This window comes from Phyllobacterium sp. MT110 (assembly GCF_058792715.1).
Genome location: NZ_JBXAFE010000001.1, coordinates 1,015,441 through 1,038,900 on the forward strand (window position 1 = coordinate 1,015,441; position 23,460 = coordinate 1,038,900).

24 protein-coding genes are annotated in these 23,460 nt (G+C 59.5%); 19 read left to right on the forward strand and 5 right to left on the reverse strand.

Annotated elements, in window-relative coordinates; all coding sequences use genetic code 11:
• Positions 1-28 precede the first annotated feature (28 nt).
• Together AC1Q5O_RS05285 and AC1Q5O_RS05290 are read left to right on the forward strand one after the other, a co-directional pair.
• Positions 29-811, forward strand: coding sequence for a ThuA domain-containing protein (locus tag AC1Q5O_RS05285; RefSeq protein ID WP_492562045.1), 783 nt, complete (start codon positions 29-31; stop codon positions 809-811).
• 107 nt (positions 812-918) lie between these two features.
• Positions 919-1,968, forward strand: a complete 1,050-nt coding sequence (locus AC1Q5O_RS05290) for a Gfo/Idh/MocA family protein (protein ID WP_492562046.1) — start codon at positions 919-921, stop codon at positions 1,966-1,968.
• Positions 1,969-2,060: 92 nt separating this feature from the next.
• Here the strand turns inward: AC1Q5O_RS05290 and AC1Q5O_RS05295 are convergent, their stop codons facing one another.
• Genes AC1Q5O_RS05295 through AC1Q5O_RS05315 form a run of 5 tightly spaced genes read right to left on the reverse strand, consistent with a single transcriptional unit; the run spans position 2,061 to position 7,521 of the window.
• Entirely contained in the window at positions 2,061-3,269 is a 1,209-nt protein-coding gene (locus AC1Q5O_RS05295; protein ID WP_492562047.1) for a molybdopterin molybdotransferase MoeA, read from the reverse strand.
• Between the two features lie 3 nt (positions 3,270-3,272).
• Complete coding sequence (gene moaC, locus AC1Q5O_RS05300; RefSeq protein ID WP_464660246.1) at positions 3,273-3,773, reverse strand: cyclic pyranopterin monophosphate synthase MoaC; 501 nt, start codon at positions 3,771-3,773, stop codon at positions 3,273-3,275.
• A complete protein-coding gene (gene trpC, locus AC1Q5O_RS05305; RefSeq protein ID WP_492562048.1) occupies positions 3,770-4,588 on the reverse strand; it encodes an indole-3-glycerol phosphate synthase TrpC in 819 nt (272 codons plus the stop codon). Before trpC ends, moaC begins: the two co-directional genes overlap by 4 nt.
• 2 nt (positions 4,589-4,590) lie before the next feature.
• Complete coding sequence (trpD, locus tag AC1Q5O_RS05310; RefSeq protein WP_426136858.1) at positions 4,591-5,610, reverse strand: anthranilate phosphoribosyltransferase; 1,020 nt, start codon at positions 5,608-5,610, stop codon at positions 4,591-4,593.
• An 18-nt stretch (positions 5,611-5,628) separates the two neighbouring features.
• A complete protein-coding gene (locus AC1Q5O_RS05315; protein WP_492562049.1) occupies positions 5,629-7,521 on the reverse strand; it encodes a SurA N-terminal domain-containing protein in 1,893 nt (630 codons plus the stop codon).
• Between the two features lie 154 nt (positions 7,522-7,675).
• Between AC1Q5O_RS05315 and tpiA the strand changes: the two genes are divergently transcribed.
• From tpiA to AC1Q5O_RS05400, 17 genes are all read left to right on the forward strand, one after another.
• Positions 7,676-8,440: a triose-phosphate isomerase gene (tpiA, locus tag AC1Q5O_RS05320; RefSeq protein ID WP_492562050.1), complete on the forward strand. Its 765-nt coding sequence runs from the start codon at positions 7,676-7,678 to the stop codon at positions 8,438-8,440.
• 112 nt (positions 8,441-8,552) lie between these two features.
• Positions 8,553-9,014: a preprotein translocase subunit SecG gene (gene secG, locus AC1Q5O_RS05325; RefSeq protein WP_492562051.1), complete on the forward strand. Its 462-nt coding sequence runs from the start codon at positions 8,553-8,555 to the stop codon at positions 9,012-9,014.
• A gap of 208 nt (positions 9,015-9,222) precedes the next feature.
• Positions 9,223-9,903, forward strand: coding sequence for a L,D-transpeptidase (locus AC1Q5O_RS05330; protein WP_223615007.1), 681 nt, complete (start codon positions 9,223-9,225; stop codon positions 9,901-9,903).
• Positions 9,904-10,048: 145 nt separating this feature from the next.
• Positions 10,049-11,677 carry a CTP synthase gene (gene pyrG, locus AC1Q5O_RS05335; RefSeq protein ID WP_223615006.1) on the forward strand — a complete coding sequence of 543 codons (1,629 nt, stop codon included), beginning with the start codon at positions 10,049-10,051 and terminating at the stop codon, positions 11,675-11,677.
• 55 nt (positions 11,678-11,732) lie between these two features.
• Positions 11,733-12,629 carry a VOC family protein gene (locus tag AC1Q5O_RS05340; protein ID WP_492562052.1) on the forward strand — a complete coding sequence of 299 codons (897 nt, stop codon included), beginning with the start codon at positions 11,733-11,735 and terminating at the stop codon, positions 12,627-12,629.
• Positions 12,626-13,459: a 3-deoxy-8-phosphooctulonate synthase gene (gene kdsA, locus AC1Q5O_RS05345; protein WP_223615211.1), complete on the forward strand. Its 834-nt coding sequence runs from the start codon at positions 12,626-12,628 to the stop codon at positions 13,457-13,459. Before AC1Q5O_RS05340 ends, kdsA begins: the two co-directional genes overlap by 4 nt.
• 142 nt (positions 13,460-13,601) lie before the next feature.
• Entirely contained in the window at positions 13,602-14,879 is a 1,278-nt protein-coding gene (gene eno / locus AC1Q5O_RS05350; RefSeq protein WP_223615004.1) for a phosphopyruvate hydratase, read from the forward strand.
• Positions 14,880-15,062: 183 nt separating this feature from the next.
• On the forward strand, positions 15,063-15,395 hold the full coding sequence (locus AC1Q5O_RS05355; protein ID WP_223615003.1) for an FtsB family cell division protein: 333 nt from the start codon (positions 15,063-15,065) through the stop codon (positions 15,393-15,395).
• Positions 15,396-15,523: 128 nt separating this feature from the next.
• Entirely contained in the window at positions 15,524-16,555 is a 1,032-nt protein-coding gene (gene pdhA / locus AC1Q5O_RS05360) for a pyruvate dehydrogenase (acetyl-transferring) E1 component subunit alpha (protein WP_346305418.1), read from the forward strand.
• Positions 16,556-16,568: 13 nt separating this feature from the next.
• Positions 16,569-17,957, forward strand: a complete 1,389-nt coding sequence (locus AC1Q5O_RS05365; RefSeq protein WP_492562053.1) for a pyruvate dehydrogenase complex E1 component subunit beta — start codon at positions 16,569-16,571, stop codon at positions 17,955-17,957.
• 16 nt (positions 17,958-17,973) lie between these two features.
• The gene (locus tag AC1Q5O_RS05370) at positions 17,974-19,305 is read left to right on the forward strand and encodes a pyruvate dehydrogenase complex dihydrolipoamide acetyltransferase (protein WP_492562054.1); all 1,332 of its coding nucleotides are present in this window, start codon (positions 17,974-17,976) and stop codon (positions 19,303-19,305) included.
• A gap of 8 nt (positions 19,306-19,313) precedes the next feature.
• Positions 19,314-19,952 carry an SGNH/GDSL hydrolase family protein gene (locus AC1Q5O_RS05375; RefSeq protein WP_492562055.1) on the forward strand — a complete coding sequence of 213 codons (639 nt, stop codon included), beginning with the start codon at positions 19,314-19,316 and terminating at the stop codon, positions 19,950-19,952.
• A gap of 23 nt (positions 19,953-19,975) precedes the next feature.
• Positions 19,976-21,421 carry a dihydrolipoyl dehydrogenase gene (gene lpdA / locus AC1Q5O_RS05380; RefSeq protein WP_492562056.1) on the forward strand — a complete coding sequence of 482 codons (1,446 nt, stop codon included), beginning with the start codon at positions 19,976-19,978 and terminating at the stop codon, positions 21,419-21,421.
• Between the two features lie 22 nt (positions 21,422-21,443).
• Positions 21,444-21,707 carry a hypothetical protein gene (locus AC1Q5O_RS05385; RefSeq protein WP_403174018.1) on the forward strand — a complete coding sequence of 88 codons (264 nt, stop codon included), beginning with the start codon at positions 21,444-21,446 and terminating at the stop codon, positions 21,705-21,707.
• A gap of 15 nt (positions 21,708-21,722) precedes the next feature.
• Entirely contained in the window at positions 21,723-22,001 is a 279-nt protein-coding gene (locus tag AC1Q5O_RS05390) for a GlsB/YeaQ/YmgE family stress response membrane protein (RefSeq protein ID WP_223614997.1), read from the forward strand.
• Between the two features lie 14 nt (positions 22,002-22,015).
• Entirely contained in the window at positions 22,016-22,981 is a 966-nt protein-coding gene (gene lipA, locus AC1Q5O_RS05395) for a lipoyl synthase (protein WP_130269307.1), read from the forward strand.
• A gap of 4 nt (positions 22,982-22,985) precedes the next feature.
• Positions 22,986-23,444: a type II toxin-antitoxin system RatA family toxin gene (locus AC1Q5O_RS05400; protein ID WP_105732851.1), complete on the forward strand. Its 459-nt coding sequence runs from the start codon at positions 22,986-22,988 to the stop codon at positions 23,442-23,444.
• Positions 23,445-23,460: the final 16 nt, after the last annotated feature.

Sequence of the window (23,460 nt, forward strand, 5' to 3'; positions counted from 1 at the left end):
CGCATATGCAATGAATAGGAAGACAAAGATGACCATCCGCACGCTCGTCTGGGGCGAAAATGTTCATGAGAAGATGAACAAGACCGTCGCCGAAATCTATCCCGAAGGCATGCACAACCAGATTGCCAAGCTTCTGAAGTCCGACGGCAATATCGCGGTCAAGACCGCCACCCTGCAGGAACCCGAACATGGCCTGACCGACAAGGTGCTTGACGAAACCGATGTGCTGATCTGGTGGGGGCACCGCGCCCATGGCGATGTCGCCGACGACGTGGTCGAGCGCGTTGCCAAGCGCGTCTGGGAAGGCATGGGCATCATCGTCCTGCACTCAGGCCATTTCTCCAAGATTTTCAAGCGCCTGATGGGCTCGCCATGCGCGCTGCACTGGCGTGAAGCCGGTGAGCGCGAGCGGCTCTGGGTGGTCAATCCCGGCCATCCCATTGCAAAAGGCCTGCCACGCTATTTCGAGCTGGAAAACGAAGAGATGTATGGCGAGCCGTTCTCCGTGCCGGAACCGCTCGAGACGATCTTCGTCTCGTGGTTCCAGGGCGGCGAGGTGTTCCGTTCCGGCCTGACTTACCGCAAGGGAGCGGGCAACGTGTTCTATTTCCGTCCCGGCCACGAAACCTATCCAACCTATCACGATGAGACGGTCGGGCTGGTGCTGCGCAATGCGGTGAACTGGGCCTACAATCCCAACCGCTATCCGGAACTCAATACGGCGCCGAACACGCCAGTCGAACAGGCCATCGAGCCTATCACCGCCCGCGGCGGCAGCCTGCATGAAGCTGGCGAGGAAGGTTTCCGCTAAGCCGATCCGATCGGGGACGGCCCGCGCGCGGCCGTTTCCAATATCCGCAGTATCAATGCCGGCACCGCGTTGCAGCGTGCGGCACATTCATGTGAAGGACTGGACCAATGCGTCTTTTGATCTTGGGTACCGGCAGTATGGCCAATTCCCATGCCAAGAATTTCGCTGAAATCGAAGGGGTAACACTGGCGGGCGCGGTGGATGTCGATCCGGGCCGGGCGGAAGCATTTCGCACGGAATATGGCATCGAGCGGGCATTCACCTCGCTGGAGGAGGCACTGGCCTGGGGCGATTTCGATGCGGTGGCCAATGTCACGCCCGACAGCATCCACCACGCCACGACCCTGCAGTGCATCGCGGCGGGCAAGCACGTGTTCTGCGAAAAGCCGCTTGCGGCCAATTATGAAGATGCCGCCGAAATGGCCGACAAGATCGAGGCGGCGGGTCTCGTCGGCATGGTGAACCTGACCTATCGCAACGTCGCGCAGCTGCAGGCGGCCCGCAAGCTGGTCACCAGCGGCCAGATCGGCAAAGTCAGGCACGTGGAAGCATCGTACCTGCAAAGCTGGCTTGTCTCGAAAATGTGGGGCGACTGGCAGACGGAAAGCCGCTGGCTCTGGCGTCTGTCAAAGAAGCACGGCTCCAACGGCACGCTTGGTGATGTCGGCGTGCATATTCTCGATTTCGTCGTCTATGGCACCGATACGGAAATCGATGAGGTGTTCTGCCGGCTCAAGGCATTCGACAAGGCGCCAGGCAATCGCATCGGTGAATATGAACTCGACGCCAATGACAGTTTCACCATGACGGTGAGCTTCACCAATGGCGCGCTGGGTGTCGTCCATTCAAGCCGCTGGGCCACGGGACACGTCAATGAGCTGCGCCTGCGCGTCTACGGCGACAAGGGTGCATTCGAAGTCGTGCACCGTCATGACGGCTCCAAGCTGCTGGTCTGCCTCGGCGATGACGTGGAAACGGCGGTGTGGCAAGAGGTCGAGGTCGAGCCTGTCGCGACGAACTATCAGCGGTTTGTCGAGGCGGTCAAACAGGGCAAAACACTCGAACCATCTTTCCGGCACGCGTCTAGGTTGCAAAAAGCAATAGACCTTGCCAATATAACGGAAAGTGACCGTAGAGAGCACCGGTTAACTGCCTGATTTGAGTATAAGAATTGCCTTGGGTTGCTCTCAGGCGATACCGCTCTGGAGTTGTGGACTGACCCATGACTCCAGAGGCCCGGTTTTTTAAATCAGCGTAACATCAGGATTGTACAGGGCGAACCGGCGGCAAGGGCTGGCGCATGCGGTTCGCGGATGATCAGGCCATTGGCGTCGGCGAGGAATTTCAGCATGGATGAATCCTGCAGCGGAAACGGCGTCGCGGTCAGCGTGCCATCCGGTCCGGTGGCGATGCGCGCCCGGACATAATCCTGTCTCTGGTCATTGGTGGGCATATCAGTGCCGAGAACCGCAGCGCGCAGATCGGGCGCGTGCGATAGTCCCACGAAGGTGCGGATAAGCGGCGTCAGGAATATACGCGCACAGATCAGGCTCGATACGGGATTGCCGGGCAGGCCGAGAATGCGCATGCCCTGGAGATGGCCGAACATCAGCGGCTTGCCGGGACGCAGGGCGATTTTCCAGAAATCGAGTTCCATGCCGCGCGCGGCAAGGGCGGGCTGGACCAGATCATGGTCGCCAACCGAGGCGCCGCCCAGTGTCACCAGGATATCGGCCTGCGCTGCAACAGCGCGGTCCAGCGCATCGCTCAGCGCTTCGAGCCGGTCTTCGGCAATGCCCAGATCGATGGCGATGCCGCCCGCATTGCGGACGATTTCAGCCAGACCGTAACTGTTGGAAGCAATGATCTGGTCGGGCCGGTAGCTTTCGCCGGGGCTGACCAGTTCATCGCCGGTCGCCAATATCGCGACGCGCGGACGCCGCACGACGGACAGATGCGGATGATCGGCGGATGCGGCGAGGGCAAGGGCCGCCGGATCAAGCTGCCGGCCGGCGGCAAGCAGGACATCGCCGCTGTTGAAATCGAGGCCGGCCGCGCGGATGTTGCGGCCAAAAGCAATGGTCTCGACGATCTCCACCTCGTCGCCATGCGGCAAAGTATTTTCCTGAATGACCACACTGTCGGCACCCGCCGGCACCGGTGCGCCGGTGAAGATGCGCACGGCTTCGCCCGGATCGACCGAGCCTTGGAAGGCGTGTCCGGCAGCGGACTGACCCACAAGCTTCAGGCGGACAGGCACGCTGGCGACATCGGCGGCGCGTACGGCATAGCCATCCATCGCCGAGGCGGCAAAGGGCGGTTGCTGGCGCCGGGCATGCAGGTCGGCAGCGAGCACGCGTCCGCCCGCATCGCCGAGCGCAACGGTTTCCGGTTCAAGCAGATCCACATTGGCCAGGATGCGCCGCAGCGCTTCGTCAACCGGAAGGAGGTCTGCCATCGTTCAATTCCCGTCTGAAGTTTCCGCGGACCAATCGCCGGATTTTCCGCCCGATTTCTGCAACAGGCGAATGTCCTGAATGATCATACCCTTGTCGGCGGCTTTTGCCATGTCGTAGATCGTCAGGCATGCAATGGAAACCGCGGTGAGCGCTTCCATTTCGACACCGGTTTTACCCGTCAGCTTGACGGTGGCACGCACCCGCAGACCCGGCAGGGCCTTGTCGGCGTCAATATCGACACTGATCTTGCTCAGAAGCAGCGGATGGCAGAGCGGAATGAGGTCATGGGTTTTCTTGGCGGCCATGATCCCGGCGATGCGGGCCGTGCCGATGACATCGCCCTTCTTGGCATTGCCGGAAAGGATCAGCTCGAGCGTTTCCGCCAGCATCCGCACGGACCCTTCCGCCACGGCAACCCGTTCAGTCTCGGCCTTGCCACCGACATCGACCATATGGGCCGCGCCGGTGCTGTCGAGATGGGTCAGCTTCGGCGCGGTTGTCATGCGGCGCTTGTCTGCTGGTCCGCTGTGCCATGCAGAAGCGCGTGGGTCGCCGCCGCCACATCGCTCTGGCGCATCAGGCTTTCGCCGACGAGAAAGCTGCCGATGCCGGATTTGGCCAGGCGCTGGCAGTCCGCATGGGTGAAGACGCCGCTTTCGCTGACGAGCAGCTTGTACGCCGGCACCATTCTGGCCAGTCGTTCGGATACGGCGAGATCCACATGGAACGTGCGCAGATCGCGATTGTTGATGCCGAGAAGCGGCGAGGTGAGCTTCAGCGCCCGTTCCATTTCCGCTTCGTCATGCACTTCGACCAGCACATCCATATCAAGCGCCATGGCCGTTTCTTCGAGCGCTGCGGCCAGCGCATCATCGACGCTGGCCATGATGATCAGAATGCAGTCGGCGCCCCAGCTGCGGGCTTCAAAGACCTGATAGGTGTCGAAGAGAAAATCCTTGCGCAGGGCAGGCAGGCTGACGGCGGCGCGGGCTGCAGTCAGAAATTCCGGCGCACCCTGAAACGACGGTGCATCGGTCAGCACGGAAAGGCAGGCTGCGCCACCCTGTTCATAGGCCTTCGCCAGCGCGGGCGGATCGAAATCCGGACGAATCAGGCCTTTGGAGGGGCTCGCTTTCTTGATCTCGGCGATCAGGCCGAATGCATTGGCGGCGCGTTTCTGCTGCAAGGCGCTGAGAAAACCGCGAGGGGCGTCCTGATCACCGATCCGGGCCTTGAGGTCATCGACGCTCAGGCGTGTCTTGGCCGCAGCAATCTCTTCACGCTTGTAGGCTTCGATCTTGCGAAGAATATCAACCATGGTCAGTCAGCCTTGCTGTTGGATACGTGCACCAGCTTCTTTAGCACATTTCGCGCCGCACCGCTGTCGATGGAATGGGCCGCCATGCTGATACCGGTTTTCAAGTCGCCGGTGGCGCCAGCGACAACCAGTCCGGCACCCGCATTGAACAGGGTGATATCGCGATAGGCACCATGCGCGCCGTCAAGGACGGAGAGCAGCGAAACCGCGTTTTCTTCCGCCGTGCCGCCCTTCAGATCCTGGGGATCGACAAGGCGCAGGCCAAAGGCTTCGGGTTCGATCTCGAAGGTGCGGATCACACCGTTTTCAAGGGCAGCGACTTTGGTGACGCCCGCCGTGGTGATCTCGTCGAGACCATCGCCATGCACGACCCATACGGATTCCGAACCGAGGTTCTTCAATACCTGCGCGATGGGTTCAACCCATTCGGGCGCATAGACGCCGACGAGCTGGCGGGTAACGCCTGCGGGATTGGTCAACGGGCCCAGCAGATTGAAGATGGTGCGGGTGCCAAGTTCGACCCGGGCGGGGCCGACATGCTTCATCGCCGGATGGTGCGACGGCGCGAACATGAAGCCGATACCGGCTTCCTCGATGCAGGTGGAAATCAGATCCGGACCGATTTCGATGTTGATGCCGAGCGCAGCCAGCGTATCGGCCGCGCCGGAGCGCGAGGAGAGGGCGCGATTGCCGTGCTTGGCAACCGGCACGCCGGCGCCGGCCGCCACGAAGGCAGCGCAGGTTGAAACGTTATAGGAACCCGACTGGTCCCCGCCGGTGCCGACGATATCGATGGCGCCGGGCACGGCCTTCACGGGAAGCATTTTCGAACGCATGGCCGAGACCGCTCCGGCAATCTCGTCAACCTGCTCGCCGCGCACCCGCAAGGCCATGAGCAGGGCTCCGATCTGTGCCGGGGTTGCCTGTCCCGACATCATGATGTCGAAGGCTTCCACGGCTTCCTCGCGGGAAAGCGCTTTTCCCGCTGCCGCAATGCCGATGAAACGTTTCAGTTCAGCCATTCCTGGGTCTCACTGCAATCACTGGCGGGCAAGCGCCTGATTAATAACGGTCTTGTTGATGGTGACGGGATAAACGGTCTGCAACTGCATGACCAGCTGATCGAGCAGATCGTCGGACAGGCGCGACGTGAAGGAATCCTTCTCCGCCTTGGTCAGCGAGTCCGGTCCCACATTCAACGGTTCGATCGATTCCGTCACCTTGAAGATCAGCTTCGACTGGTCCGCCGCCGATTCCGTAACGCCGACCAGACCGTTGGGCCCGTCGAACACCGAGGCAACGCCGCCAACACCGAGGTCGGTATCCTTTGACTGGCGCGTGATGCCGCGTTTGGTTTCCTTGGTGAACTTGAATTCGGCCGCGATGTCATCAAGCGATGTGCCGGATGCAACGCGCTTGCGCACTTCCTCGGCCTTTTCATTGAGGCGCTTTTCAAGCTCGGCCGTCCGCCAGTTGTCCGTGACCCGCGCCTTCACTTCGTCGAGAGTGCGGTCGCGTGCCGGGGTGATGCCGGTGACATCGTACCAGAGGAAACTGTTCGGACCGATATTGAGCGGCTCATTGTCAAAACCCTGATCGGCAAGGAAGGCGGCGGCCAGAAGATTTTCACCGAACGGAATACCGGGAATCTCCTTGTCGTCCGGTCCGCGGCCCGACTGGTCGACGGCATCAATGGTGACCACCTTGAGGTTCTGTTTGGCGGCGGCATCGGCCATGGTCGCGCCGTCGGCCCGGGCATTCTCATAGGCGTCGTGCACGGACATGACAGACGATGCGGCGAGGGAAAGCGCGATCGTCTCGCGAATATCCTTCTCCACCTCGGAAAGCGGCTTGATGACTTGCGGTGCGGCGGCAGTCACCCGCACGATGACCGGGCCAAACGCGCCGGTGATCACGTCGCTGACATTTCCGGCCTGAAGCTTGAAGATCGCATCGGCAATGGTCTGGTCGGGCAGGGCGTTGCGCTGGAACGTGCCAAGACGCACGTCATTCATTGTCTTGCCTTCGGCCTTCACTTCATCATCGAACGAGGCGCCTGCAGCCAGACGGTCATGGGCAGCCTTGGCCGCATCGGCATTGGCAAAGGTCAGCTGTTCGATGGTGCGGGTTTCCGGCGAGGTATAGCGGGCAATGTTCTTGTCATATTCCGCCTTGATCTCCTCGGGCGAAACCGACGCCTGGTCGGCAATGTCCTTGGGTTCAAGCTTGACGTAGGTGATCTTGCGGTACTGCGGCGCGGCGTAGGCTTCCTTGTTCGCGTCGAAATAGGTCTTCAGGTCCGCATCGCTGGGGGCGGGAATGTCGGTGATGAAGGATTTCGGCATCGAGACGTAATCGATGGTGCGGGATTCGCCTTTATAGGTCGCGACCGCCTTCAGCAGCGTATCGGGCACAGTGATGCCGTCGGCGACGGCTTCGACGATCTGCTGGCGGCGGGCGATCTTGCTGCGGCTGTCGAGATAGCCCTGCGGGGTCATGCCGGCATTGCGCAGCACCAGATCAAACTGGCCGGGATTGAAACGGCCGTCAGGTCCCTGAAACGCCGGATCTTCGGCGGCCAGCTGTGCCAGGCGATCCTTGGACAGGCCAAGCGACATCTTCCGCGCTTCCTCATCGAGCACGACACCGGCGACAAGCTGCGCCTGCACCTGATTGCTGACGCCAATGGCATCCGCCTGTTCGCGGGTGAAACGCTGGCCAAAACGCTGCTGCAGGGCGGCAAGCTGGCGGTCATAGGCCAGACGATATTCGACCGGTGAGACTTTCGAGCTTCCGGCGCTGATCGCCGAACCATTGCCGACGGCGCTGAGAATGGTATTGGAAACGCCCCAGCCAACAAAACTGACGCCAAGAAGAGCAAGAAGCAGCTTGGCTACCCAGGTCTGGGCCACGTCGCGCAAGGAATCGAGCATAGAAAGTCACCGTAACAGTATGAGGCTCAAATTGAATTGCTTAGGGGAATAGCGTCATGAAGGGCTTGTGTCGATTGCTTTATCAAGTGAATTTGCTAGTCAGACAATCAAATGACCGAGAAATCATCAAATCTATCGTCTTGAGGAACGCCGAATGACCCCTGATGTCCGTCCACTCGTCGCTGGTAACTGGAAAATGAACGGGACGGGAGAGTCTCTGGATGAACTGCGCATTATCGTCAACCGGCCGAATTCGGCCATTGGCGAGAAGATTGACGCATTGATCTGTGTGCCGGCCACGCTGGTTTTCCGGGCAGCCCAGTCCGTCGAAGGCGAGGCGCTTGCCATTGGCGGCGAGGATTGCCATGCGAAAAAGTCCGGCGCGCATACGGGCGATATCTCCGCCGACATGTTGAAGGATGCCGGCGCATCGCATGTCATTGTCGGACATTCCGAGCGGCGCACGGATCACGGCGAGACCGACGCGATGGTCAATGCCAAGGCCGTGGCCGCATGGGACGCCGGACTGGTTGCGATCATCTGCATCGGCGAGACCGAAGCACAGCGCAAGGCCGGAGCGACGCTCGATATCATTGCAACGCAGCTCGCCGGTTCCATCCCCGATGGAGCCACCGCCGCCAATACGGTTATCGCCTACGAGCCCGTATGGGCGATCGGGACCGGTTTGACGCCGACCGCGGGGGATGTCCGTGAGGTTCACGCGTCGATCCGTGCGGCGCTGACCGCGCGTTTTGGCACGGAAGGCGCGCGGCAGCGCATTCTCTATGGCGGCTCGGTAAAGCCCTCCAATGCGGTCGAGCTTCTGGGCATCGCGAACGTCGATGGTGCACTTGTTGGCGGCGCGAGCTTGAAAGCGGTGGACTTCCTGGCCATCTGTGAGGCGTACCATTCGCTCTGACGAGCATCAAAAGCGCCGAATTGCCGAGAAAACTGTCCGCTGACGGGCTTGGTTTATTAAGAGATACGGTGTAAAGAGCCGCGTCCGACACCTAGAAAGCAGAAAATACCCCATGCAAACCGTCGTCATCGTCATTCATCTTCTGATTGTACTTGCCCTCGTTGGAGTTGTGCTCATGCAGCGCTCTGAAGGCGGCGGTCTTGGGATCGGTGGCGGCTCGGGTTTCATGAGCGCACGCGGCGCTGCCAACGTGCTCACGCGGGCAACGGCGATTCTTGCGACGGGCTTTTTCATCACGTCCCTGGCGCTCGGCATCATGTCGCGCTACGCCGAAAGCCCGACGGATATTCTCAACCGTATCCCGGCAACGACAGGTGGACAGCCCGCAACCGGCGGACAGCCAGCTGGCAGCGGCGGCATTCTCAATCAGCTTCCGGGTGCTGCGACCACAACGCCGCCGGCATCTGACGCTTCGGCACCAGCGGCTCCGGCACCGGCCGAATCAACAGCGCCTGCGCCTGCTGCTCCGGCCGCGCCAGCACAGCCTGCAAACCCCGTTCCCAATTCGCAGTAACCGCCGCTGAAACTGATTCTTTGCGGATGCGCAGCAAATGTGTTGCGCTTCCGCAACCCTTGGCGGTGAAGAATCAGTCTGGGCTGTTCTTCACGGTGATTTGCATTGAGTGGAAAACAGTCTTCAGATATCGCCATAGTCAGGTTTGGCCTTGGGGGCCTGGCAAGTGCCGCTGATGGCGCGTGCATATTATCCGGGAACTAACACTATGATTTCACGTCGCTCTCTGCTCATCGGAATTTCTGTTCTGGCCATGTCCGGATCGGCATTCGCTCAGTCCACTGTCAATACGGCCGCAACGCCTGCCGATGCGGCAAAGGTTGACACGACGCCAACCGCTTCCACTGCAAAACCAGCCAAGGTTTCGCAGGCCCGCAAGCCTGCCCGTGCAACGGCGGCAGCGGCCAAGCGCAACTATTCGCTCGATCCAAAGTATCTGCCGCAGGACGTTTCCTTCACCGGTTACAAGACCGGCACCATCGTCATCGATCCGAAGCAGAAGTTCCTTTATCTGGTTGAGTCCTCCACGACCGCACGCCGCTATGGCATTGCCGTCGGCAAGGAAGGTCTCGAATTCAAGGGTACCGCCGAAATCCGCACCAAGCGCGAATGGCCCCGTTGGATCCCGACCAAGGAAATGATCGAGCGCGAACCAAATCATTACGCCAAGTATGAGAACGGCATGGACGGTGGTCCAGGCAATCCGCTCGGCGCGCGCGCTCTCTACCTTTCACAGGGCAACAAGGATACCTATATCCGTATTCACGGTACCGTGCAGCCCTGGACCATCGGCAGCTCCGCTTCGAACGGTTGTTTCCGCATGGTCAATGATCACGTGATCGATCTTTACAACCGCGTCACTGTTGGCACGGAAGTAGTTGTACTGTAAGAACTATTCGTCGCTGAATTGAAACGGCCAGACCTAACGTCTGGCCGTTTTGCTTGTTTGAAAAAGATATTGGCACGGGAAAAACGGCTTTCATGCCGATTTTTTTGTGGCCAAATCACTCACAAAGGACTAACGAGATAAGCCCATGGCCCGATATGTTTTCATCACTGGCGGCGTGGTTTCTTCCCTCGGAAAAGGCATCGCCGCAGCTGCTTTGGCAGCCCTCCTTCAGGCTCGTGGATACCGTGTACGGATTCGCAAGCTTGATCCTTATCTCAACGTCGACCCCGGCACGATGTCGCCGTATCAGCACGGCGAGGTCTTTGTGACCGACGATGGCGCTGAAACTGACCTCGATCTTGGTCATTACGAGCGCTTTACGGGGCGTCCTGCCAACAAGCAGGACAATATCACCACCGGACGCATCTACCGCAACATCATCGAGAAGGAACGCAGGGGCGACTACCTCGGCGCGACCGTTCAGGTGATTCCGCACGTCACCGATGAGATCAAGAATTTCATCGTCGACGGCAATGAGGATTACGATTTCGTGCTGTGCGAAATCGGCGGTACGGTCGGCGATATCGAAGCGATGCCGTTCCTCGAGGCGATCCGCCAGCTCGGCAACGACCTGCCGCGCGGCAGCGCTGTCTATATCCACCTGACCCTGATGCCCTATATCCCCGCAGCGGGCGAACTGAAGACCAAGCCGACCCAGCACTCCGTCAAGGAACTGCGCTCGATCGGTATCGCACCGGATATTCTGCTGATTCGAGCGGATCGCGAGATTCCGGAATCGGAACGCCGCAAGCTGTCGCTGTTCTGCAATGTTCGCTCGTCTGCGGTCATTCAGGCGCTCGACGTCGATACGATCTATGACGTTCCGATGGCCTATCACAGGGAAGGCCTCGATTCGGAAGTTCTGGCGGCATTCGGGATCGATCCCGCACCAAAGCCCCGCATGGAGCGTTGGGACGAGGTCAGCAAGCGTATCCACAATCCGGAAGGCGAGGTCACGATTGCCGTTGTCGGCAAGTACACCGGCCTCAAGGATGCCTACAAATCGCTGATCGAAGCCCTGCACCATGGCGGCATGGCCAACAAGGTGAAGGTCAATCTCGACTGGATCGAATCGGAAATCTTCGAACAGGAAGACCCGACGCCCTATCTGCAGAAGGTACACGGCATTCTGGTGCCGGGCGGCTTCGGCGAGCGCGGCTCGGAAGGCAAGATTCTGGCGGCAAAATTCGCCCGCGAGAAGAAGGTCCCGTATTTCGGTATCTGCTTCGGCATGCAGATGGCGGTCATCGAGGCCGCTCGTTCGCTGGCAGGTGTCGAGAAGGCATCGTCCAGCGAATTCGGCCCGACGAATGAACCGGTCGTCGGTCTCATGACCGAGTGGCTCAAGGGCAACATGCTGGAGAAGCGCACGCAGGCTGGCGATCTCGGCGGCACCATGCGTCTGGGCGCCTACGAAGCCATGCTGAAATCCGGCACGCGGATTGCCGACATCTATGGCTCGACCGATATATTCGAGCGGCATCGCCACCGTTACGAGGTGAACATCGATTACAAGGACCGTCTGGAAGATTGCGGTCTGGTGTTTTCGGGGATGTCGCCGGATGGTGTTCTGCCTGAGACCATCGAATATGCCGATCATCCATGGTTTATCGGCGTTCAGTACCATCCGGAACTGAAGTCGCGACCATTCGAACCGCATCCGCTGTTCGCCTCGTTCATCCGGGCGGCCATGGACCAGAGCCGGCTCGTTTGAAACAATACAGGGTGTGGCTTGAATTGCAGTCCGCATTGAGGCACACCCTTTTCCCATGACCATAGCAACGCCGCGCACGCCCCGACCTGTTGATCATCTGGTTCTACCGACGGTGGACCTCGATACGGCGCGCCAGCGTCTGGAAACACTCGGCTTTACTGTTGCGCCCGCCGGTATCCATCCGTTCGGTACCGAGAACGCCTGTATCTTTTTCAGCGACGACACGTTTCTGGAACCATTGGCCATCGCCCAGCGCGAGACCTGTGAAACCGAGGCGCGCAACGGCAATGTCTTCGTCGCCCGCGATCAGGCCTACCGTTTCCGCCAGGGCCAGGAAGGTTTTTCCGCTCTGGTCATGGGAACGCAGGATGCCGGCGCCGATCACGATGCTTTTGTAAAATCCGGTATATCGGCCGGCCGTATGCTGGAATTTTCGCGCGGCTTCAAAACACCGGATGGTGCGGAAGGCGTGGCGGGTTTCCGTCTTGCCTTTGCCGCGGACCTGCGGGCTCCCGATGCCTTCTTCTTTACCTGCCAGCGTGTCAATCCGCCGAAAGTGGACCGCACGACCCTGCAGACTCACAGGAATGGCGCGGTCGGCCTGCGTGAGATCGTGCTGTCGGAAGTCAATCCGACGGATTTCCAGTATCCCTTGCAGGAACTGGTCAACCAGCGCGACGTCAACGCCCATTCCTTCGGCATGGATATCCGTGCTGCCAATGCCAATATCACCGTGCTGACGCCTGCCGGCCTTCGATCCTTTCTCGGTCTGGATGCGCCGGAAAACGAGCGGGGTTTGCGCTTGCAGGCCTTTGTTGTCGGTGTTCGCGATCTGGCTGCGGTTGAAACGCTGCTCGCCAACAACAATATCTCCACCGAAAAGCGCGGCTCCCGCCTGATTGTGCATAGGGCACCGGGACAGGGCGCTGCCATTGTATTTGAGGCTGCCTGATGTCCCTGAATTCCACTGTCTCCGCCGGCCCGGTTGCCTTTTCCAATACCGCGCAGTTTTCGCTGATTGCCGGACCCTGCCAGATGGAAAGCCGCCAGCATGCCTTCGACATGGCGGGCGCGCTGAAGGAGCTGACGGGCAAGCTCGGCATCGGACTGGTCTACAAGTCGAGTTTCGACAAGGCCAACCGGACGTCGCTGACCGGCAAGCGCGGATTCGGCCTTGAAAATTCGCTGCCGGTTTTCGCCGATATCCGCAAGGAGTTCGGACTGCCGACGCTGACCGACGTTCACACGGAAGAGCAGTGCGCGGTTCTGGGCGAAGTCGTCGATGTGCTGCAGATCCCGGCGTTTCTTTGCCGCCAGACGGATCTGCTGATCGCCGCCGCCAGGACCGGCAAGGTGGTCAACATCAAGAAGGGCCAGTTCCTTGCGCCCTGGGATATGAAGAACGTCATCGCCAAAGTCACGGAAAGCGGCAACCCGAATGTGATGGTGACCGAGCGCGGCGCATCCTTCGGCTACAACACGCTGGTATCGGACATGCGTTCGCTGCCGATCATGGCGGGCTTCGGCGCGCCGGTGATTTTCGATGCGACTCATTCGGTGCAGCAGCCGGGCGGGCAGGGCGGTTCCACCGGCGGGCAGCGCGAGTTTGTCGAGACGCTGGCGCGTGCCGCCGTTGCCGTCGGCGTGGCCGGTGTGTTCATCGAAACGCACCAGGACCCGGACAATGCGCCATCGGATGGCCCGAACATGGTGCCGCTCGACCAGATGCCGCGTCTTCTGGAAAAGCTGCTGGAGTTCGACCGGATCGCCAAGTCGGCGTGATCTGATTTTCAGGAAAAGGCCGTCTCTGACGGCCTTTTTTCTGTTTTGAGCAACAATTCGTCTTCATGGGGATTTTCCTTGTCATCTTCATTCGCTATTCCAGTGGCGAATGCTGCCCAATGCAAATTGAAGGAAAAGCCTTATGACTGCTATTGTCGATATTATTGGCCGTGAAATTCTGGATAGTCGCGGGAACCCGACTGTTGAGGTCGATGTCATTCTCGAAGACGGCTCTTTGGGCCGCGCGGCGGTCCCATCCGGCGCCTCGACGGGTGCACATGAGGCCGTGGAATTGCGCGACGGTGGCACACGCTATCTCGGCAAGGGCGTTCTGAAGGCTGTCGATGCCGTCAATGGCGAGCTGTTCGATGCAATCGGCGGTCTCGACGCGGAAAACCAGATCCACATCGACAAGACCATGATCGATCTCGATGGCACGCCGAACAAGAGCCGTCTTGGCGCCAACGCCATTCTCGGCGTATCGCTCGCCGTTGCCAAGGCCGCCGCTGAATCCTCCGGCCTGCCGCTCTACCGCTATCTCGGCGGACCGAACGCCCATGTCCTGCCCGTGCCGATGATGAACATCATCAACGGCGGCGCGCATGCCGACAATCCCATCGATTTTCAGGAATTCATGATTCTCCCGGTTGGCGCATCGTCACTGGCCGAAGCCGTGCGTTATGGTGCGGAAGTGTTCCACACGCTGAAGAAGCGCCTGAAGGATGCCGGCCACAACACCAATGTGGGCGACGAGGGCGGTTTTGCGCCGAACCTGAAGACGGCACCGGCTGCACTGGACTTCATCATGGAGTCCATCGAGAAAGCCGGTTTCAAGCCGGGCGAAGAAATCGCCATCGGTCTCGATTGCGCTGCAACCGAATTCTTCAAGGACGGCAATTACGTCTATGAAGGCGAGAAGAAGAGCCGCGATCCGAAGACCCAGGCAAAGTATCTGGCCAAGCTGGCGGCTGACTACCCGATCATCAGCATCGAAGACGGCATGTCCGAAGATGACTGGGAAGGCTGGAAATACCTGACTGACCTCATCGGCGACAAGTGCCAGCTCGTCGGCGACGATCTGTTCGTCACCAATTCGGCGCGTCTGCGCGATGGCATCAAGATGGGCGTGGCCAATTCCATTCTCGTCAAGGTCAACCAGATCGGCACACTGTCGGAAACCTTCGACGCGGTCGATACGGCGCACCGCGCTGGCTATACCGCCGTCATGTCGCACCGCTCCGGTGAAACGGAGGACTCGACCATTGCCGATCTCGCCGTCGCCACCAATTGTGGACAGATCAAGACCGGCTCGCTTTCCCGCTCCGACCGGATCGCCAAGTACAACCAGCTGATCCGTATCGAGCAGGAACTCGGACCGCAGGCCCGTTATGCCGGCCGCGGCATTTTCCGCAGCCTCTGATACGCGTCACATGCGAACGATTGAGATGGCGGGCCCTGTGCCCGCCATTTTGTTTTGGTGGGGGCGGCCCCGGGGCAGCCGGAACGGCAAATTTAATCGGCTGTTAAGCAAAACATTGTTTTATGGCCGTGTGACTAATCGGGCCATCGTGACCTGATTCCGCATCCCTTCGGGTCATTTGCCATGTGGACAAAACAAAGACGGAAAACCAATCGCGGACGGCTTGTCGTGCCGATCCTTGCCTCGATGTTTTTCGCCTATTTCGGTTTCCATGCCTATCACGGCGAATACGGTCTCTACTCCACCATCAAGCTGCAGGATCAGACCCGGCTGCTGCGCGCCCAGTACGACGCGGTCAAGGCGTCGCGTACGGAGCTTGAACGGGAAGTACAACTTATGCATGATGGAACAATCGAGCGGGACATGTTAGATGAACAGGCCCGCAAGGCGTTGAATGTATCGCGGCCGGACGAAGTCACAATTATGCGTGGCTCGGGTGATTTAACTATTAACTGAATTCCTGTTAATTCACTTTTTATCGTGCATTTTGAACGTCTTATTTGCATAGCTCTTATTCAATTCTGCATATTGTAAGTTCTGCTCCTGCTGCTATTGTCGTCCGACAAAATAACAGGGAGTGAGATATGGCTACGAGGGCGAAAAAAAGCCCTGCGCGTTCTGCGCAGACCTCTGCTGTCAAAGCACCAAAACCAATCGAGTACACAAAGGAGCAGGAGCTCCACGCCTACGGCGAAATGCTGCTGATCCGGCGCTTCGAAGAAAAGGCCGGCCAGCTCTACGGTATGGGTTTCATTGGCGGTTTCTGTCATCTCTATATCGGTCAGGAAGCTGTTGTGACCGGCATGCAGGCGACACTGGTTGAAGGCGATCAGGTCATCACCGGTTATCGCGACCACGGCCACATGCTGGCCTGCGGCATGAGCGCCCGGGGCGTCATGGCCGAACTGACCGGACGCCGCGGCGGCCTTTCCAAGGGCAAGGGCGGCTCCATGCACATGTTCTCGAAAGAGAAACACTTTTACGGCGGTCACGGCATCGTCGGTGCGCAGGTCTCCCTCGGTACGGGCCTCGCCTTTGCCAATCGCTACCGCGACAACGGCAATGTCTCCCTGGCTTATTTCGGTGATGGCGCCGCCAACCAGGGCCAGGTCTACGAAAGCTTCAACATGGCCGCGCTCTGGAAGCTGCCGGTCATCTACATCATCGAAAACAACCGTTACGCCATGGGTACGGCGGTTTCCCGCGCTTCGGCCGAAACCGATTTCTCCCGTCGCGGCATTTCCTTCAACATCCCCGGTATTCAGGTCGACGGCATGGATGTCCGCGCCGTTCAGGCTGCTGGCGAAGAAGCCACCGCATGGGCGCGCTCCGGCAAGGGCCCGATGATCCTGGAAATGCAGACATACCGGTATCGCGGTCACTCCATGTCGGATCCGGCCAAGTACCGTTCCAAGGACGAAGTGCAGAAAATGCGCTCCGAACACGATCCCATCGAGCAGGTGAAGAGCCGGTTGATCGACAAGGGCTGGTCCACCGAGGACGACCTGAAGAAGATCGACAAGGACGTTCGCGACATCGTTGCCGACGCAGCGGATTTCGCCCAGTCCGATCCGGAGCCGGATGCATCCGAGCTCTATACCGACATTCTGCTCTAAGGGAGGCGCAACCATGCCTGTAGATATTCTGATGCCAGCGCTCTCGCCGACCATGGAAGAGGGCAAACTGTCGAAATGGCTAATAAAGGAAGGTGACAAGGTCACGTCCGGCGACGTTCTCGCAGAAATCGAAACCGACAAGGCGACGATGGAAGTAGAAGCGGTCGATGAAGGCACCATCGGCAAGATTCTCATTGCTGAAGGCACCGACAACGTGAAGGTCAACACCGTCATCGCCGTTCTCCTGGGCGACGGTGAAAGCGCCGATAGCGCGCCAAAGGCTGCAGCCGCTGAAGCGCCTGCCAAGGTGGAAGAAGCCCCGCAGCAGGAAGCGGAGGCTGCAAAGCCGGCCGCGACCGTTCCGGCAGCACCGAAGACCGAAGTTGCCGCCGATCCGGATATTCCGGCAGGCACCGAGATGGTCTCGACCACCGTGCGCGAAGCGCTGCGCGACGCCATGGCGGAAGAAATGCGCCGTGACCCTAACGTTTTCGTCATGGGTGAAGAAGTCGCCGAATATCAGGGCGCCTACAAGATCACCCAGGGTCTGCTCGACGAATTCGGCCCGCGCCGTGTTGTCGATACGCCGATCACCGAACACGGCTTTGCCGGCGTGGGTGTTGGCGCGGCCATGACCGGCCTGCGTCCGATCGTGGAATTCATGACCTTCAACTTCGCCATGCAGGCGATTGACCAGATCATCAATTCGGCGGCCAAGACGCTCTATATGTCCGGCGGCCAGATGGGCGCACCGATGGTGTTCCGTGGTCCATCCGGCGCGGCTGCCCGCGTCGCGGCCCAGCACTCCCAGTGCTATGCCGCTTGGTACAGCCATATTCCGGGCCTCAAGGTCGTCATGCCCTACACGGCTGCCGATGCGAAGGGCTTGCTGAAGGCTGCGATCCGCGATCCGAACCCGGTCATCTTCCTCGAAAACGAAATCCTCTACGGTCACTCCTTCGATGTGCCGAAGCTCGATGATTTCGTCCTGCCGATCGGCAAGGCCCGTATCCACAAGAAGGGCACGGACGTTACGCTCGTCTCCTTCGGCATCGGCATGAACTACACGGTCAAGGCGGCGGAAGAGCTGTCCAAGCTCGGCATCGATGCTGAGATCATCGATCTGCGCACCATCCGCCCGATGGACATTCCGACGGTTGTCGAATCGGTCAAGAAGACCGGTCGCTGCGTCACCATCGAGGAAGGCTATCCGCAGTCTTCGGTCGGCACGGAAATCGCTACCCGCGTCATGCAGCAGGCTTTCGATTATCTCGATGCGCCGATCCTGACGATTGCCGGCAAGGACGTCCCGATGCCTTACGCGGCCAATCTGGAAAAGCTGGCATTGCCGAACGTTCAAGAAATCGTCGAGGCCGTCAAAGCTGTGACATACACAGCGTAAAGGGGAGGAAATCGATATGCCGATCAATATCACCATGCCGGCTCTTTCTCCCACGATGGAGGAGGGCAATCTTGCCAAATGGCTTGTCAAGGAAGGCGATAAGGTTGGTCCCGGCGATGTGATTGCCGAGATCGAAACCGACAAGGCAACGATGGAAGTCGAAGCGGTCGATGAGGGCACGGTCGCCAAGATCGTGGTTCCCGCCGGTACGGAAGGCGTCAAGGTCAACGCGCTGATCGCCATTCTGGCGGCGGACGGCGAAGATGTCGGCGCTGCTGCCAAGGGCGGCGACGCAGCTCCTGCGAAAGCAGAAGCCGCACCTGCGCCCGCCAAGGCCGAAGCACCTAAGGAAACGGCGCCAGCGCCGGCCGCACCAGCCGCCGCTGTAGCTGCTCCGGCAAAGTCCGGCGACCGGACATTCTCGTCGCCGCTGGCCCGCCGCATCGCCAAGGATGCCGGTGTCGATCTTTCCGCAGTAACGGGCTCCGGCCCGCATGGCCGCGTCATCAAGAAAGACGTCGAGGCAGCAATCTCCGGTGGCGGTGCCAAGGCCCCTGCGGCAGCTGCAGCGGCCACGCCGGCAGCGGCTCCAAAGCCCATGTCGGACGATACGGTGCTGAAACTGTTCGAGGAAGGCTCCTACGAGCTCGTGCCGCATGACGGCATGCGCAAGACGATTGCCAAGCGTCTGCTGGAAGCCAAATCGACGGTTCCGCATTTCTATCTGACGGTCGATTGCGAACTCGACGCATTGCTGGCGCTGCGTGCCCAGATCAATGCGGCATCGCCGATGCGCAAGACGGAAAAGGGCGATGTTCCCGCCTACAAGCTGTCGGTCAACGACATGATCATCAAAGCGATGGCTCTGGCCCTGCGCGACGTTCCAGACGCCAATGTGTCCTGGACCGAAGCCAACATGGTCAAGCACAAGCATTCCGACGTGGGCGTTGCCGTGTCGATCCCCGGCGGCCTGATCACGCCGATCATCCGCAAGGCCGAGGAAAAGACCTTGTCCACCATCTCCAACGAGATGAAGGACCTGGCCAAGCGCGCGCGCGACCGCAAGCTGAAGCCCGAGGAATACCAGGGCGGCACGACTGCGGTTTCCAACCTCGGCATGTTCGGCGTCAAGGACTTCGCCGCCATCATCAACCCGCCGCATGCCACCATACTGGCAATCGGTGCGGGTGAAGAGCGGGCCGTCGTCAAGAAGGGTGAGATCAAGGTCGCCACGGTCATGTCCGTGACGCTTTCGACCGATCACCGCGCCGTCGATGGAGCCTTGGGTGCCGAGCTTGCTCAGGCCTTCAAGCGCCACATCGAAAACCCGATGGGCATGCTGGTCTGAGGCCGACGATGAAAACGGTCCTCTGCTATGGCGATTCACTGACCTGGGGGTACATTCCCGACGGGTCAGGACGCCATGCGCTGGGCGATCGCTGGCCACAGATTTTGCAGGCAGAGCTTGGCGGCAGCGTGAATGTTGTCGCGGATGGTCTGAACGGGCGGACAACCGCCTTCGACGACCATCTCTCGGGGTTTGAACGCAATGCTGCCAAGACGCTGACCACCGCGCTTGGCACGCATTTTCCGCTCGACCTCGTGATTGTCATGCTCGGCACCAACGACATGAAGAGCTTTATCTGCGGCAATGCGTTAGGCGCCAAGCGCGGCATGCAGCGGCTGATCGAGATCATCCGTACAGCACCCTACCAGCTTGATGCGAAAGCACCTGACATCCTGATCATGTCACCGCCGCCGCTGGGCGAGACGGACGGTCCGGAATTCCGGCTGGTGTTCGAGCAGGGCATCGAACAGTCCCGCCTGCTCGCCGCCTTTTATGAAGATGCCGCCCGGCAGGCCGATTGCGCGTTTTTCGATGCGGGATCGGTGGCGAAGACATCGCCGGTCGATGGCGTGCATCTGGATGCAGACAATACACGGGCAATCGGCAAGGCCATTGCACCAATCGTTCGAGGCATACTCGATATTTAGTTCAGTCTTAGGAGGACCGAGACTTGGCCAATAATTACGACGTGATCATCATTGGTTCCGGCCCGGGCGGCTATATCGCCGCTATCCGTTCCGCGCAGCTGGGATTGAAGACGGCCATCGTGGAACGCGAGCACCTCGCCGGTATCTGCTCCAACTGGGGCTGCATACCGACAAAGGCGCTGCTGCGCTCGGCGGAAATCTTTCATTACGCCGAACACGCGAAGAATTACGGCCTGAAGATCGAAGGCAGCGTGACTGCTGACCTCAAGGCCATCGTTGCACGCTCGCGCGGCATTGCTGAGCGGATGAATGGCGGCGTCGGCTTCCTGATGAAGAAGAACAAGGTCGATGTCATCTGGGGCGAGGCCAAGCTGACCAAGCCCGGCGAGATCGTCGTGTCCAAGACCACCAAGAAGCCGGTCGAGCCGCAGGCGCCGCTGCCCAAGAATACCCTGGGCGAGGGCACTTATACGGCCAAGCATATCATCATCGCCACCGGTGCCCGTCCGCGCGCGCTTCCGGGTATCGAGCCGGATGGCAAGCTGATCTGGACCTATTTCGAGGCGATGAAGCCGGAAGAAATGCCAAAGTCGCTGCTCGTCATGGGTTCCGGTGCCATCGGTATTGAATTCGCATCGTTCTACCGCACGATGGGCGTCGATGTGACCGTCGTCGAAGTCATGCCGCAGGTCATGCCGGTTGAAGACACCGAGATTGCCAGTTTTGCCCGCAAGCAGTTCGAAAAGCAGGGCATGAAGATCATTCTCGACGCCAAGGTCACCAAGGTCGAGAAGTCAGCCAATTCCATCACCGCCCATGTGGAAAAGAAGGACGGCAAGGTCGAAAAAATCACCGCGGACCGCATGGTCTCGGCTGTCGGCGTGCAGGGCAATATCGAAAACATCGGCCTTGAGGCACTCGGCATCAAGACCGATCGCGGCTGCATCGTCATCGACGGCTATGGCAAGACCAACGTTCCCGGCATCTATGCCATCGGCGACGTCGCCGGACCGCCCATGCTGGCGCACAAGGCCGAGCACGAGGCTGTCATCTGCGTCGAGAAGATCGCCGGATTGCCGAACGTGCATCCGATGGACAAGGCCAAGATCCCGGGCTGCACCTATTGCAACCCGCAGGTCGCTTCCGTTGGTTTGACCGAAGCCAAGGCGAAAGCGGAAGGCTATGACGTCCGCGTCGGCCGTTTCCCGTTTGTCGCCAACGGCAAGGCGATTGCGCTGGGTGAAGATCAGGGCATGGTCAAGACCGTCTTCGACAAGAAGACCGGCCAGCTCCTCGGCGCCCATCTCGTCGGTGCTGAGGTGACGGAACTGATCCAGGGTTTTGTGGTTGCGATGAACCTCGAAACGACCGAAGAAGAACTGATGCACACGATCTTCCCGCATCCGACCCTGTCGGAAACGATGAAGGAAAGCGTGCTGGATGCCTATGGACGTGCACTGAACGCCTGATAACGAAAGGAATTCCGGTCCGTTGGTCACCATCAAGGACAGCAAACCCTGGATCCGCCTGTCATGGGCAATCCTCAAATGGTCGACCCTGATCGGCTTTGGGCTGGGGTTTGCTGCGTCTGCCTTGAGTCTGGTTTCCGGCAACACCATATCCATCAATGGCACGGCCATCGGCGGCTGGACCGGTGTGTGGGTAGTGACTTTTGCCTGCGGGTTGGGTGGTTTTCTTTTCGGTGCTATATGGGCTCTGGTGTTTCGTGCCATTGCGATTGCATCAGGACGATAGGGCGAGCGAGGGAAGATGGATCAGCCAGTCGGTATCATGAGCATGCCCGGTGTCGGTTTCTTCGGGATGCTGGTCATTGGCTTCATCGCCGGATATATCGCGGAAAAGGCGATGAGCCGCAATCATGGCTTGTTCACCAATATTCTTGTTGGTATTGCCGGATCGTTCGTCGGTGGCACGCTGGCCGGATTGTTGAATTTCAACTTTTACGGCTTTTTTGGAAATCTGATTGTTGCGACGGCGGGCGCGATTATCATTCTGTGGATTTTTGGCAAAGCCAGATCCTCGAATTAAACTAGGAAGTCCTGATGGTAACGGTTCTCGATACGATCGATCAAAAGCGGCGCCTGCGGCATCCGGAAAAGGCGCATCGTCCGGATACGGAAATTCTGAAGAAGCCGGACTGGATTCGCGTCAAGGCGCCAGTCTCCAAGGGCTATGCCGAGACGCGCGAGATCGTGCGCTCGCACAGCCTCGTGACCGTGTGCGAAGAGGCCGGTTGCCCGAATATCGGCGAGTGCTGGGACAAGAAGCACGCCACCTTCATGATCATGGGCGAGATCTGCACCCGTGCCTGCGCGTTCTGCAACGTCGCAACGGGATTGCCGACGGCGCTTGATCCGAACGAGCCGGAAAATGTCGGCAAAGCCGTCAAGAAGATGGGCCTGACCCATGTGGTCATCACCTCGGTCGACCGCGACGATCTTCCCGATGGCGGCGCCCAGCATTTTGCCGACGTCATCAACGCGATCCGCGCGATTTCTCCCGGCACAACGGTTGAAATCCTTACGCCGGATTTCCTGCGCAAGGACGGTGCGCTTGAGATCGTCGTTGCCGCGCGCCCCGACGTGTTCAACCACAATCTGGAAACAGTGCCTTCCAACTATCTCAAGGTGCGTCCGGGTGCCCGTTATTTCCATTCCATCCGCCTGCTGCAGCGGGTGAAGGAACTCGATCCGACCATCTTCACCAAATCCGGCATCATGGTCGGCCTCGGCGAAGAGCGTAACGAAGTGCTGCAGCTGATGGACGACCTGCGTTCGGCCAATGTCGACTTCATGACCATCGGCCAGTACCTGCAGCCGACGCGCAAGCATCATCCGGTTCTCAATTACGTCACGCCAGACGAATTCAAGTCCTATGCGACCATCGCCAAGACCAAGGGCTTCCTGGTGGTTGCATCGAGCCCGCTGACACGCTCGTCGCACCATGCGGGTGATGATTTCGCCAAGCTGAAGGCTGCACGCGAGGCGCTGCACGCCAACAGAAGCTGACTGAATGCCGAAATTCGATACGACACGCCCCGTGGTGCATCGGGCCGAGCAGATGTTCGATCTGGTGGCGGATGTGGAAAGCTATCCGCAGTTCCTGCCGATGTGCGAAAGCCTGAAGGTGCGCTCACGCAAGGAGCGGGACGGCAAGACGCTGCTCATCGCCGATATGACCGTAGGCTACAAGCTGATCCGCGAGACATTTACCAGTCAGGTCCTGCTCAAGCCGGACGAGAAGGTGATCGAGACCAAATATGTCGACGGGCCGTTCCGCTATCTCGACAACAAATGGCAGTTCGTTCCCTCCGCAAACCCGGAACATTCCGAGGTCAAATTCTACATCGATTATGAATTCAAAAGCCGCACGCTCGGTTTTTTGATGGGGTCGATGTTCGATATTGCCTTCCGGAAATTCACCGAGGCCTTTGAAAAACGCGCCGACCAGATTTACGGCCGCGATTCATAACACAAACCATCTTTTG

What these genes read in the sequence shown, in the direction of transcription:
- AC1Q5O_RS05330 (WP_223615007.1), top strand. Translation starts at nt 9,223, where the DNA reads ATGATTTCACGTCGCTCTCTGCTCATCGGAATTTCTGTTCTGGCCATG.
- tpiA (WP_492562050.1), top strand. Translation starts at nt 7,676, where the DNA reads ATGACCCCTGATGTCCGTCCACTCGTCGCTGGTAACTGGAAAATGAAC.
- AC1Q5O_RS05290 (WP_492562046.1), top strand. Translation starts at nt 919, where the DNA reads ATGCGTCTTTTGATCTTGGGTACCGGCAGTATGGCCAATTCCCATGCC.
- AC1Q5O_RS05400 (WP_105732851.1), top strand. Translation starts at nt 22,986, where the DNA reads ATGCCGAAATTCGATACGACACGCCCCGTGGTGCATCGGGCCGAGCAG.
- moaC (WP_464660246.1), bottom strand. Translation starts at nt 3,773, where the DNA reads ATGACAACCGCGCCGAAGCTGACCCATCTCGACAGCACCGGCGCGGCC.
- AC1Q5O_RS05370 (WP_492562054.1), top strand. Translation starts at nt 17,974, where the DNA reads ATGCCGATCAATATCACCATGCCGGCTCTTTCTCCCACGATGGAGGAG.
- AC1Q5O_RS05390 (WP_223614997.1), top strand. Translation starts at nt 21,723, where the DNA reads ATGGATCAGCCAGTCGGTATCATGAGCATGCCCGGTGTCGGTTTCTTC.
- AC1Q5O_RS05340 (WP_492562052.1), top strand. Translation starts at nt 11,733, where the DNA reads ATGACCATAGCAACGCCGCGCACGCCCCGACCTGTTGATCATCTGGTT.
- eno (WP_223615004.1), top strand. Translation starts at nt 13,602, where the DNA reads ATGACTGCTATTGTCGATATTATTGGCCGTGAAATTCTGGATAGTCGC.
- pyrG (WP_223615006.1), top strand. Translation starts at nt 10,049, where the DNA reads ATGGCCCGATATGTTTTCATCACTGGCGGCGTGGTTTCTTCCCTCGGA.
- pdhA (WP_346305418.1), top strand. Translation starts at nt 15,524, where the DNA reads ATGGCTACGAGGGCGAAAAAAAGCCCTGCGCGTTCTGCGCAGACCTCT.
- lipA (WP_130269307.1), top strand. Translation starts at nt 22,016, where the DNA reads ATGGTAACGGTTCTCGATACGATCGATCAAAAGCGGCGCCTGCGGCAT.
- AC1Q5O_RS05365 (WP_492562053.1), top strand. Translation starts at nt 16,569, where the DNA reads ATGCCTGTAGATATTCTGATGCCAGCGCTCTCGCCGACCATGGAAGAG.
- AC1Q5O_RS05285 (WP_492562045.1), top strand. Translation starts at nt 29, where the DNA reads ATGACCATCCGCACGCTCGTCTGGGGCGAAAATGTTCATGAGAAGATG.
- AC1Q5O_RS05315 (WP_492562049.1), bottom strand. Translation starts at nt 7,521, where the DNA reads ATGCTCGATTCCTTGCGCGACGTGGCCCAGACCTGGGTAGCCAAGCTG.
- trpC (WP_492562048.1), bottom strand. Translation starts at nt 4,588, where the DNA reads ATGGTTGATATTCTTCGCAAGATCGAAGCCTACAAGCGTGAAGAGATT.
- AC1Q5O_RS05355 (WP_223615003.1), top strand. Translation starts at nt 15,063, where the DNA reads ATGTGGACAAAACAAAGACGGAAAACCAATCGCGGACGGCTTGTCGTG.
- AC1Q5O_RS05375 (WP_492562055.1), top strand. Translation starts at nt 19,314, where the DNA reads ATGAAAACGGTCCTCTGCTATGGCGATTCACTGACCTGGGGGTACATT.
- AC1Q5O_RS05295 (WP_492562047.1), bottom strand. Translation starts at nt 3,269, where the DNA reads ATGGCAGACCTCCTTCCGGTTGACGAAGCGCTGCGGCGCATCCTGGCC.
- trpD (WP_426136858.1), bottom strand. Translation starts at nt 5,610, where the DNA reads ATGGCTGAACTGAAACGTTTCATCGGCATTGCGGCAGCGGGAAAAGCG.
- secG (WP_492562051.1), top strand. Translation starts at nt 8,553, where the DNA reads ATGCAAACCGTCGTCATCGTCATTCATCTTCTGATTGTACTTGCCCTC.